Below are 12,350 nucleotides of genomic sequence, written 5' to 3' on the forward strand. Positions count from 1 at the left end.
ACTAAAGATTAATTCTGTAAAATGCATACAAAAGATCCTTGTCCTCAAGTAAAAGCTTTCTTCATATTCTAAGAAAAAGCATGATTCATTTATTGTTGTATCCTACATGCTGGTTCGATTTTTTATGCTTAAGAAATCCCATCATCCTAAATTTATAGGAAAGTTTTTGATAAACTTCACCAAGTCATTCGGCAACAAAGGTTCACTAAAATAGTAGCCTTGTATATAATCGCATTCATTTTCCTTAAGCCATTCTAATTGATTCCGATTTTCAACGCCTTCAGCGATAACCTGAATACCTAATCTGTGTGCCATTTGTATAATATTTTTTAATTCAATTGGGTCCTCATCATCCTTAATTTGATCAATGAATAACTTATCAATTTTTATATAATCGATAGGAAGTTGAATTAAATTAAGCAATGAATTATATCCTGTTCCAAAATCATCCATAGAAATTGTAAATCCACAACTTCTAGCATCATTTAGCAGTGTTTTTACAAAATCCATATTTTTTATAATCCCACGTTCCGTTATTTCAAGTTCAATCCATTGGGAATTTATTTTATATCTTTCCACAGATTGTTTCAAAAAATTCACCAAATTACTATTTTTCATATCTTTGGGAGAAAAATTAATTGCCAGATTTACTAAAATTCCTTCTTTTTGCCATAAGGTTAATTGTTGTATTGTATTTTGAATAACCCATTTTGTGATTTCGTTGATCAAGCCTACATTTTCTGCAATGGCAATAAATTTTTCTGGATTAATAAAACCTTTCTTAGGATGCTTCCAACGTAACAACGCTTCAACACCAATTATTTTCTTCTCCTTTAAACTAACTTTAGGCTGATAAACAAGGAAAAGCTGCTCATTCGGAATGGCATCATGCAAAGAAAGGCGTATTTCATATTTTTCTTTATTCTTTCTTTCCGTTTCTTCATCATAAATATACGGTTCAAGGGAATCGTGTGCTTCATCCAATGCAAGTTCCATTTTTCTAAATAGCTCATCAGGATGACAACTATGCGAAGGACAATGTACAATCCCTGCTTTCATTATAATTTCAATTAAAAAGCCATTGATAGAAATCGGTTCTATCAATCGTTGTAAAAACTTTAAAGCAAGCTCATATGTATCCTTTACATTACGCTTAGGCAGAATGACGGCAAATTCATTACTGCATATAAAATAAACAAGCTCTAAATTTTCAAAATCCAAAAACATCTGTATTACTTTTTTTAAAGACTTTTCTCCGACCCTGTAATCAACATATCGATTGATATGATCCATGTTTGAAATTTGAAAGGCAATCAGAGAGAAAGGTTCTTTCATTTCAATCCTTTTTGATAAATCAACTTTTAGCTGATTGGCATTGGCTAAACCAATGGCATCATTAAAAAAGAACTGATCCATTTCTTTCATCTCATACTGCTTAATTTGCTGAACTAAAAAACCAAAAACAATTGCAATAATTACGAAAATCAATAAGCGAAAAACCCATTCTCTCGGTTCTTGCGAAGTTTGAGTCGATACATCCCTATACATGAGTGGACCCAGTGTTATACCTCCTATTAGTGCAGTCATGAATGAAAGCTTCATTTCTCCAATAAGCGCCGCTAATAAGATTGGAAAATACATAACATGTGAAAATATTGATTGTGAGCCTCCGTCTGAATACACAAAAAAATCTGTCAATGCAATTAAGAATGCTATCAAAAAGTAGCCCAAAATCTTTTTTTTGGTGCTTATACATTTATTAATCGATTCGTTAAACATAACCTGTTCCTTACTTAAAGTATTTTTATTACGACAACTTCTAACATTATAATCTATTATTATATATTTTTCAAAAATATAATAATAATTCATAAAGATTTTTTATATTTTATTTAAGCATTAATAAATATCTTATTTTTTACTCTTATCCCTCCTTTCTTATAACAAGGATAAGTTCATCAAAAATTGCAAAAATAATATATTTTCTATGTAAATTTCACATAAGGTTCATATGTGTAATCGACTCATCAGTCTCTTTCAAGAACGATCTAATTTGTTTTTCATATAATGTAAAAAGAAGGTGATTAATTGAGCAAAATAAATCCAAAAAAAATATTTGTACAATATAGAAATAAGATGACGCCATATGAGCCGATTGCGGCACGTAAATATACCATAACGCACTCAGATATAACAGGAGAATTATTCATAGTGATCTCTGAAGAATATGCAGAAGACAAGATCAAAGAAATTCGGGATGAAGTACGGCTTTCTTGGGAAAAGAGAGAAGGAAAACCTACTCTAATTGGATCTGTTTTAGTTGATCAAAAAGGTGTTATTGAAAATGCAAAAATACGCAACGCAATTTTTTATAATGAAATGCCGGTTGCACTAGAAGCATTGCGTCAGGCAGACCGATTTTTATTTGAAGAGTACCCACATCTCAATGATGCCCCCGTACTCATTCATTTTATTTCGGATGATCCCGCATATAATAAAACCTATGATTTCGGAACAATCGGGAACTATGAGATGAAGACATGATTACAAATAATACATAAAAAAACTGAATCCGTTTATCACGGATTCAGTTAAAATCTGTTTTAATTTGCTTGCTTTTTAGTTTCCCCGTTTGTTACGTCCCGTCTCTCCCCCTTCTCTTTCAACCCATTCCCCCATCAATCAATTAAAATTGCTAATTCTGATTTCATATTATGTTTCATAAATCTTCCTCCTTTTAAAGTATATCGCTGTCGTTTTGCATTCTTTCACAAATGATATGTAAATTCTTATATATTTACGGAAAATATCATTTCTGGTTGTTCACTTGTCATTTTAAAAAAATTGAAGTAAAATTATTCTAATCAATAAATGAAATGGAGTAAAGAAAGGGAGATTGAAATGGAAAAAGTTATTCAATTTTTAAAAGAAAATCCAGTTTTTTATTTTGCTACGGTAGAAGAAGGGCTTCCAAAGGTAAGACCGTTTGGTTTTTTCATGGTATATGAAGGAAAACTTTATTTTGCAATTGGAAAACATAAGAAAACGTTTCAGCAAATATTGAAAAATCCTCACGTTGAAATTTGTACATCCTCTAAAGACAATGAGTGGATCCGGATTCGTGGTGAAGTAATCGTTGATGATAATTCGGAAGTTCTTTCCGCTGCATTTGAAACAATGCCTATGTTGAAACAGATTTATAACGACACCACCGGCCAGAAACTCGGTATGATATACATGAAAGATCCGGTTGCCGAAATCGCTGATATGAAGGGGAAATTTGAAGAAGTTCAATTATAAAATAGAGAAAAAATCCGCCATGCGATATGTTTTTATCGTTTCATGACGGATTTTTTTACTACTTAACAGTTAAATGAAAAATCTTTCTTTTTGCTGCAACATTTAATTCCCTGTTGCATTTTTGACCTGTAAATCTTACAGTCGGGTTGTTTTGATAAGCTGACAAATAATCGGTTTCTCCTTCAATCGTTTCTTCTTTCCATTTTGCCTTGCTGCAACCAGTAAGCATGAATGCAATTTTCGGACACATGTGCACAATGCTCTCTTTTGAAAGTACACGTTCCAACTCTTTGATGAGAGGGTATGTAAACCAATCTACGATTTTTTTCGCAAATCTCGGACCAATGATATTAACTCCCCCAGATGAATCCGAATAAAAAAATAAGTGGCATCCCGCTTTTTCAGCCGCAAGAAAATAGGTAATTAAATCTGTTTTTGCTTTTTCACATACCTGTTTCATAAGATCTGGTTTCGCCACACATGTCATAAAAACCTTTTGAATGTCCATTAAGGAATTAAGCATGTCAAATATTCCTCTTATTTCTAAGGCAACCGTTTCACCTTGTTCGGTCAATATCCTACAAGCTTTTAAAAGCTCTGCCATTCTTCCGTTTGATGGGTCCATTCCAGGCAAAGTCAAAAATTCTTCCGTTTCTTTTAAACAATCTACACTTTTTCGAGGACCAAGCGGAGATTCATCATATTTAATCATCCCTCCCAAATTTTCAGCTTCTACACAAGTGTCAAAGGGAAGTTTACAAAAACTGCTTTTTCTTTCTTGTTTAATTTGAAGAGCTAGTTTTACCATATCTTCAGCATGCAAGTATAAATCTGGTAGCTTCATTCCTAGGGAAGCTGCGTACTCAGGTGTAATTCCCCGATAATCAGCATATTGACATTTAAAATCAACTAATTTAGCCATCATCAAATCCTCCTTTTTCAATCATTCACACTTCCTTCATTTGCTAAATTGTTTTGATAACCAATCGGTATTATGAATTAAAACCCTGCTGGATTCTCCTAATTCGTTTTCTCAATTGGCTTAATACGTTTATTATATACTGTTAAAATATTATTTCCATAAGATTCAGAAATTTCGATTAAAGTTTTTCATCTGCGCTCTTCGCTAATCCAAAAAGAAACGCCTGTTTGTGTATTCATAATTCCATATTGGAGATGATGCATATCCAGTATTTGTTTTACGATTGCGAGTCCTAAACCGGTCCCCTCAATATTCTCCGCTTCACTCTCATCCCTTTTTCTCGATTCTTCCGCCTTGTAAAATGGTTCCCAAATATGATCCATTTTTTCCTCCGGAATTGGCTCGCCCGTATCTTCTATTTGAAACCCTGATTTCTCTATTCTTACGGTTATCTCTCCCCCTTTTATACAATAACGCAGGCTATTTGAGAAAAGATTATGAAGAACCTTTGTCATTTGCACGCTGTCACACGTTAAGATGAATAAGTCATTTTCTTCTATATGCAACAAAATCTCTCTTTCCATAAGCATCCGATTGTATTTTAAACTCTCTTGTTTTATAAGATCATTCATCTTTATTTTTTCTAAATGAAGTGACTGCACTCCAGATTCCAGTTTAGATAATGTCAGCATTTCCATTATCATATGATCCATCCTCTGCACTTCTCCTGCAATGACATCCAGATATTCGTCTTTTTTAAAATTGATATTTTCCTTTAGCGCTTCTGTATAGGCACTGATAAGTGCTACCGGTGTTTTCAAGTCGTGTGCAATTGCATCCGTAAACCTGCGTCTGTTCACTTCAAGTGCCTCTTGTCTTTTGTAAATTTCCCAAAGCTTGCGTGACAGAAATATCCACGTAAACAGGAGTAAGAGGAACGAGGATAAATAAACCAAAACTAGGGATTTAAAAGTATATAGCCAAGGGTTAAAGACCCCTTCCACTACAAAATAGAAACCCTTCCCATCCATGATTTCTCTGTCTTTAAAATAGCAAATATCGGTTACCTTAACCTGCAAAAACCCTTCTGCATAATTGTAAACGTAACGATCCTTTAAGTTGATAGGATTCAGTACGGAAGGATCTGCTGCTGCTTTTGCTAAGGATGATTTTTTTAAATTCTCAGAATCTGACAAAGGAAGATAGTCTAATCCATTTTTCACAGTATAACTATTTTCAAGTGAACAATCTATAAAGTTTCTTAGTTCAAAATCATCTATATTTTCCGGATGGAAGATATATTCTTTCTCCAATTGCTCATTTAATTTTCGGGAAGAAGAAGCTATCGAACCACTCCCATCTTCTAATGATGTATAAGTAATATCATTTATCTCATATTCTTCTTCTGTCACAATGATCTTCTTTGGAACAATTTCATTATCCTTTATGTATATATCCGCTGTAATCTTATACTCTTTTACTAAATCGCCCGTTTTTACCTTCTCATCTAAGGAATGTGGACTATACTGCCAATACTGTTCTAGCTCATTTATTTCGTCAGGTTTCATATAGTCATCCAAGCAGATTCCAAAGGCTTGCGTTGTCCAGTCGCCGTATTCTGTCTGAATATGCTCATTTATTACAAGATATTCTCCACTCTTACTGATTAAGTCTTTATTCTCATCAAAAATAGCACAAGCTCCATATAAAAGCGGCTCTCCCATACTGCTTGCAATCGAATTGCAGATTTTTGAAATCGCATAACGATTTACCAAGCTGGGATCGGCTTCGTATTCGAACATACTTTTCTGGGCCATGTACACTGCATTGCTTAATTTGTTGGTATTAACAAAGGCAGTTCTTGACACTACAATCTGCTCATAGATCACGGTAAAAATCATCATGGTAATCAAATAAAAAATCAAGAGACTAATTAAAGTTCTCACGTATATATTTTTCTTTTCATATCTATTTTTCATGGTTCACCTCAAATTTATATCCTGTTTTTACAATTGTTTTTATATAAGAATCGTATGGCTTAATCGCTTTTCTCAGCTTTTTCACATGACTGTCCACAACACGGTCGCTCCCATCAAAAGCATGGTCCCATACCTGATTCAACAGCTGCTCTCTGGTTACTATCCGTTTTTCATTTCTAATAAAAAAAAGTAATATCTTATACTCTAGATTGGGTAGATTAATATAATTGTCATCGATTTTTATCTCTTTTCTTTCAGGATAAATGGTAATCCCTCCTGCCTGAAGCTTCTCACTAACTACCCTGCCTGCAGTTCGATTTATAAGTGCAGTGGACTTTGCAAATAAGACTGCAAGTGAAAACGGTTTTGTAACATAGTCATCTGCTCCGAGCTCATATCCGTAAAGCTTATCTTCTTCGTCTGTCTTGGCAGTTAAAAAAATAATGGGAACCTCCGAGTCTCTTCGTACCTTCTTACATAAAGAAAATCCGTCCAGCTTTGGCATCATTACATCGAGCAAGATGAGATCAAATTCTTGCAAAGAAAGAACTTCCAGTGCTTGCAATCCATTATTTGCACAAACTAGATTGCAGCCTTTTACTTCAAAATAGTCTTTTATGATATTCTGCATTTTTAATTCATCCTCTACCAATAATATTTTATAGGTCATCTCATTACCTCCTTCTGCCGTATATCTTATTATACCGATATGTTCTCTTTATGTCCTAAAGAAATCTTTTACTGTAAATGAAATCAGAGAATAAAAAAATAAGACCACAATAAAAAAATGCGGTCTTATAGATTTTTTTGTTAAATATTCCATATTTCTTTTTACATTCGCCCGGCTTCAGTCAGCTGCTGTCTCCCATGGAGTATAAACACAATAGCACTCTCTTGTTTCACCCATATAAATCCAAACATTATCTCCCATCTCTAATCTCTCATCAAACGTTTGATTCGGAATAAAAAGTTTAACTGAAACTCTTTTTGTCCCTCGAAGGGTCAGCCCTTCCGGACTGGGGTTGCGCTGAAAGCTCTTAAGCTTATTTCCTAAGTCGGAAATTCCTGTTTCCTTTGACAAGGCCGGAACAACCTTGTCTGTTTCCGCATACACAATGTTATCCGGATTTTTAAACCACTGAATGTTCATACTAGAATCCTCCATTTATTTTATATCATAAAAAAGTGAATAGAATGAAATCGAAAATTTCGATTTACAAAGGCTCCGCTTTATGCAGATCATATTAAAACTTCTGCCCAATTATGTAGAAACAGCTTATCGACAAGTCATGTTGTAGCATAAAAAAACTGTGACTAGATGAAAGTCACAGTTCCGTTTTTAACTGGATCTATTTATGCACATTACACACTACAATACAATTTGTTTACCATAGCTTCCTGCGCTTAAAACTTATGCATGTCTTCTGACTCGTGTATCATCACCCTTTGCCGACCTTCCCAAGTTTTACTCAGTGGTTGCTACTTTCCATAGCTGCGGCTTGGATTCCTCACTTACAGCGGCGGTACCGTCCCGGATTTGCACCGGAGTTCCATCTTAGCCATCAGCAACTTTCTACTGATGGAACATAAACTTTACTATTTTATTTATATTCAGTATCTCATTTTCTTACTCGCTTGTCAAACTAGCTTTCAATTCCCCTTTCAATGAAAGAACACTCTGCGTATTACACAGCTTATTGACAACCTAACTATCCTATGCTATTCTATTTAGATTGTTAGTTTAAGCTAACTTTAAATTTAATAATTATTAAGAATTAGTTTTGAATTACCTGCTTAAATAGAAAGGATTATATTATGAATACCACACAAAAAGGCTGCTGCTGCCAAAGCAACCATGAAAGCACTTACGAAAACGAGCATAGTTGCTGTGGATGTAATTGCGGACATCATCAAAAAAAAATGCAAATATCGGAAGAAGAAACGGAATTCCTAAAACAATTAGCACAGATTCCTTATTTACCTTTGGCCCGCTTTATATTGAAAAGCAGCAAGTCAAGCCATTTAGAATCAGTAGCGCTCGCTCCGGTCTGTAGCACAAGGAAAAGAGAACGAGGACTTCTTATTTGATATTCCCTTCATAGAATTTGGCAGCATTGCATTAACCTATGCGGGGCAGATAGTAATTGAAAATTTCGATTAACAATATCTTTGTGTTACACAGCGTAAATAAACACGTAACGTACCTATGAAATATGTATGGAAAAAAGTAAAGAAATTTAGGAAAGAATCGTCACCCGACTTCCGCCGGATTTTTCTTTCGTTATGACAATTTGTTTATCGATCTTTTCCTTAAGTTCATTTACATGGGAAATGATACCGACAAGTCGCTTGCCTTCCGTAAGGCCTGCCAGTACTTTAACTGCTTGCTGCAATGAATCCTCGTCTAAAGAACCGAATCCTTCATCGACGAACATGGAATCTAAACAGATTCCTCCTGCGTAGGACTGAATTTCATCTGAAAGTCCAAGGGCTAGTGAAAGCGATGCTTTAAAAGATTCTCCTCCCGATAAAGACTTGACACTGCGCTCTGTCCCGTTGTAATGATCAATCACATTTAATTCAAGTCCGCTTTGACTCCGGTTGTTGTCTGCTTCGATTCCTCTCTTCAGTTCATATTGACCGCTGGACATTTTCATAAATCTCGTATTTGCGCGAGCGATAACCCGATCAAAGTAGGTCATCTGTATATAAGTCTCCAGCATGATTTTTTCTTTTCCGCTTATATTTCCGTTTGCCGTGTTTGAAAGGGATTTTACCCATCCCCATCTAGTTTCCAGCCGAGCCAGTTCTCTGCTCTGTCGATGGATGTTATGAAGAGCTGAATGATTGCTGCTGCTTCGGGAAGTGAGCGCAGTCAAAATATGATTTAGAGATTGCTTATCTAGAAGCAATGCCGCCTGTTTTTCTTTTTCTAAATTAATATCAATACAGTCCGCATCTTTAAGTTGTTCTTTTTGTGCCCGAATCTTCCCTTGCAATCCGTCTATCTGAGATTTCATTTCCTGATGCTCTCTTCGTGCAAGCTCCAGCGCTTTTTCCATTGCTGTTCTTTTCCTTTTCATCTCTTGGATTATCTTTTCTGCATCAGATTTACTTTCATATTCTAATTTCGACGATTGCTTTTTCCATACAGCAGTCATGCTCTCGATTTCTGCATAAAGTGTAGAAGTATACTTGTCTAGACCCGATATTTCATCTTCCCATTCTCTGATTTTCGTCTCTCCTATCGGAATCTCATTTTCAATCTTAATTTTTTCTTTAACCTTTTTCTCTTCTATCGAAATCTTCTCTTCAAAGTCTGCAATCGCTGCTTCTGCTTTCTCCAAAGCATGTGAAAGTCGTTCTGGAACTGCATCATAATTATACACACCAATAAGATCCGTGCAATTCTTTTCAATCTCAGACTTCTTTGAAAAAATTTGACCGGAAAGTTCTCCTGCCGCTGTACTTGCATCAGCCGCTCTCTTCTGCATTTTCTCATTGTTTTTCTTGGCTTTTTCAAGCTCTGCTTCGGTAGGAGCACCTTTGGATTTTACGGCTAAACAAGGATGTTCCACAGCACCGCAAACCGGACATGCTTCTCCTTCTTGCAGCATCTCGGCTAAAATTCCTGCCTGTTCATCAAGGAAAGCTCTGTTTTTATTACTATAGTCTCGTTGCGCACGCTCTGCCACTTCTAGAGCATCTCTGTATTCTTCCTGTGCCTCTTTTTGCTTTTTCTCTAATTTCATACAGCTATTAAGGCTATTAGCGAGTGCATTTAAACGTTCAAGCCGCTGCCTTTCATTCTCATATTGATTGATCAGTTTTTCCTTCAAGGTTTCACAATCTTTTAGGTTATTTAACTTTTTTTTCAAGGCCATAAGTTGCAGCATTTCTTCTTCTAACTTTTCTTTTTTTTGATCCAGATACTTGCTCTTTTCTAAAAAGGTGCGATTCATCTGTTCTAATTTTTCTTTTGAAGCATCCAATTCATCATATTGATGAAGCTGGCTGCGAACCATCGTTATTCTTTCACTAAGCTGCTCATGCTCTGCTTGTCTTGATTGCTCAGATTCCAATATCGTAAATAAGTGCTGTTCTTCTTTTTCTTTTTGAAGCAGCATTTCTTCTGTACTGGAAAGGTTTTTTTTCACTTTTTCAATTGCAATTGCCTTTCCTAACTGCGTACTAATTTCCGCTAGTTGCTCTTCCACTTTTTCAAGCATGTTTTTCTTTTGCTTCTCCGCTTCACAATCCTTTTGAATCAATTTTTCAATCAATGCGATCGTCTCTTCTGAAGTAAGCTCTCCTGCCTTTGCCTGTTCAAACTTCGCATACAATTCATCATCCTCTTCGCAGCAAATGCCGGAAACATACTGACTAATCCCACTTTTAAGGGATTCACACTGACTCTTTAAACTACCCGATTCTGCTTTGATCCGTTCTTGCAGTGTCTGGTATCGCTTCGTTTGGAAAATTTGGCGAAATATAGATTTTCGTTCTTCAGTCGATGCAAGCAGAAGCTTAAGGAATTCACCTTGTGCAATCATGGTAATGCGTGAAAACTGATGATAATCAATCCCCATAATATCAATAATGGCAGCAGTCACTTCCTTTGTTTTGGTAATTACCAGCCCGTCAGGGTAAATCAATTCAGCTTCTGCTTTCTGAGTTGTTGTTCCTTCCCCTCGTTTTGAAAGACGCTCATATTCCGGGTTTCGCTTCACTCGATATCTTTTTTTTCTGTACTCAAAAATAAGCTCTACCTCAGTCGGCGTATTTATTTCAGCATATTTGGAACGCAGCATCGAAACTTCGCGACTGCCCCCGCTCGCCTCCCCATATAGGGCATAAGTGATGGCATCAAATATAGTTGTTTTTCCTGCGCCGGTGTCTCCTGTAATAAGGTAAAGGCCACTTTGTCCAATCTTTTCCATGTCGAGCGTCGTAGTTCCTGCATAGGGACCAAACCCAGAAATGGTCAGTTTAAGCGGTCTCATATTTCGTCCTCCCAAATTTTTCGTATCATATCAGAAGTAAATGACTGTTGTTCCTCTCGCATCGGTTGATTATTTTGTTTTTCATAGAATTCACAAAAAAGCTCTAGTGGTGTTTTTTGTTCGACACTGTCATCTCCCAAAATCTCAAAATGAAAACGTGTGCGTTTATTATCGTAATCCAGTTTCATTAGGTTATGATAGATTGTACGCAGTTTTCCGACTGCATCGGGAATGTCCTCTTCATCGGTTAAGGTAATATGTACATAGTCCTCCCGGTAACTGGTTTTTTCATAAAAGCTTCTTTGGGTAATTTCTGTATACGTTCCCCTTATTTCTTTCAGATCTCTTTTCGGGATTAATGGAATGGTATCTATAAAAATACTGCCCTTCTCACAAAGAGTAACAACTGTAACTGCCTTTTTCCGATCGGCTTCCGAAAAAGAATACTTCAACGGAGTGCCACAATATCGAACCGTATTACTTCCCACATTTTGCGGATTGTGAAGATGTCCCAAAGCCACATAATCGAAACCCTTAAAAGCTGCAGCATCCACATTATCGGAACCACCTACAGAAATATCCTCAGAATCGCAACGAGACGCTCCTGTAACGAACTGATGCGTAATAAGGAGATTGCGTTCCGTCTCATTCACAGACATGTTCTGAACGGCAATAGAAATTGCATCGGTGTAGGATGTAATCTCTTCTTCCTCATAAAATCGTTTTACATGAGAAGGTTTCAGAAATGGAAGCATATAAATATTTACTTCACCATAGGGGTCTGATAAAACGATTGGTTCGACTTTGCCATCATATACAGGTGCTAAATAGATACCGCTTTTATCCATTAAACGTGAGCCAAACGAAATTCGTTCAGCTGAATCGTGATTTCCACTGATTACAAATACTTTAAGATTTCGCAGAGAAAGAGAGACCAGAAAAGAATCAAACAGCTGAACTGCCTCAGCAGGCGGGACGGTTTTATCATACACATCTCCTGCAATGATAACCCCGTCAGGCTTTTCATTATCAATGATTTTGATGATTTGATCCAATATATATTTTTGATCCTCTAACATAGAAAATTCATGGACACGCTTTCCAAGATGAAGGTCAGATAAGTGAATTAGTTTCATGCTCGTTCTT

General features: G+C 36.0%; 10 protein-coding genes and 1 riboswitch. Of the genes, 3 read left to right on the forward strand and 7 right to left on the reverse strand.

The features are described 5' to 3' along the window. Positions 1-141: 141 nt before the first annotated feature. On the reverse strand, positions 142-1,779 hold the full coding sequence (locus tag U5921_RS14255) for a bifunctional diguanylate cyclase/phosphodiesterase (protein WP_324824124.1): 1,638 nt from the start codon (positions 1,777-1,779) through the stop codon (positions 142-144). 309 nt (positions 1,780-2,088) lie between these two features. Between U5921_RS14255 and U5921_RS14260 the strand changes: the two genes are divergently transcribed. Further along, positions 2,089-2,544, forward strand: coding sequence for a staygreen family protein (locus tag U5921_RS14260; RefSeq protein ID WP_324824125.1), 456 nt, complete (start codon positions 2,089-2,091; stop codon positions 2,542-2,544). A gap of 357 nt (positions 2,545-2,901) precedes the next feature. Then, positions 2,902-3,300 (forward strand): pyridoxamine 5'-phosphate oxidase family protein, encoded by a 399-nt coding sequence (locus tag U5921_RS14265; protein WP_324824126.1) that lies wholly within the window; start codon positions 2,902-2,904, stop codon positions 3,298-3,300. 58 nt (positions 3,301-3,358) lie between these two features. Here U5921_RS14265 and U5921_RS14270 read toward each other — a convergent pair whose 3' ends face one another. The 4 genes from U5921_RS14270 to U5921_RS14285 all read right to left on the reverse strand — a co-directional run bounded on the left by U5921_RS14270 (position 3,359) and on the right by U5921_RS14285 (position 7,351). Then, positions 3,359-4,225, reverse strand: coding sequence for a uroporphyrinogen decarboxylase family protein (locus tag U5921_RS14270; RefSeq protein ID WP_324824127.1), 867 nt, complete (start codon positions 4,223-4,225; stop codon positions 3,359-3,361). Positions 4,226-4,410: 185 nt separating this feature from the next. Beyond that, the gene (locus U5921_RS14275; protein ID WP_324824128.1) at positions 4,411-6,201 is read right to left on the reverse strand and encodes a HAMP domain-containing sensor histidine kinase; all 1,791 of its coding nucleotides are present in this window, start codon (positions 6,199-6,201) and stop codon (positions 4,411-4,413) included. Then, positions 6,191-6,871, reverse strand: a complete 681-nt coding sequence (locus U5921_RS14280; RefSeq protein ID WP_324824129.1) for a response regulator transcription factor — start codon at positions 6,869-6,871, stop codon at positions 6,191-6,193. Before U5921_RS14280 ends, U5921_RS14275 begins: the two co-directional genes overlap by 11 nt. A gap of 177 nt (positions 6,872-7,048) precedes the next feature. After that, positions 7,049-7,351, reverse strand: coding sequence for a hypothetical protein (locus U5921_RS14285; protein WP_324824130.1), 303 nt, complete (start codon positions 7,349-7,351; stop codon positions 7,049-7,051). A 246-nt stretch (positions 7,352-7,597) separates the two neighbouring features. Then, positions 7,598-7,806: riboswitch (cobalamin riboswitch) on the reverse strand. Positions 7,807-8,016: 210 nt separating this feature from the next. On the opposite strand from U5921_RS14285, the gene U5921_RS14290 reads away from it, so the two are divergent. Next, positions 8,017-8,289, forward strand: a complete 273-nt coding sequence (locus tag U5921_RS14290) for a hypothetical protein (protein WP_324824131.1) — start codon at positions 8,017-8,019, stop codon at positions 8,287-8,289. Between the two features lie 149 nt (positions 8,290-8,438). On the opposite strand, the gene U5921_RS14295 is transcribed toward U5921_RS14290, so the two are convergent. After that, positions 8,439-11,204, reverse strand: coding sequence for an SMC family ATPase (locus U5921_RS14295; protein WP_324824132.1), 2,766 nt, complete (start codon positions 11,202-11,204; stop codon positions 8,439-8,441). Further along, positions 11,201-12,340, reverse strand: a complete 1,140-nt coding sequence (locus U5921_RS14300) for an exonuclease SbcCD subunit D (protein ID WP_324824133.1) — start codon at positions 12,338-12,340, stop codon at positions 11,201-11,203. Before U5921_RS14300 ends, U5921_RS14295 begins: the two co-directional genes overlap by 4 nt. Between the last annotated feature and the right edge of the window lie 10 nt (positions 12,341-12,350).

Source organism: Sinanaerobacter sp. ZZT-01, assembly GCF_035621135.1.
Classification (GTDB): domain Bacteria; phylum Bacillota; class Clostridia; order Peptostreptococcales; family Anaerovoracaceae; genus IOR16.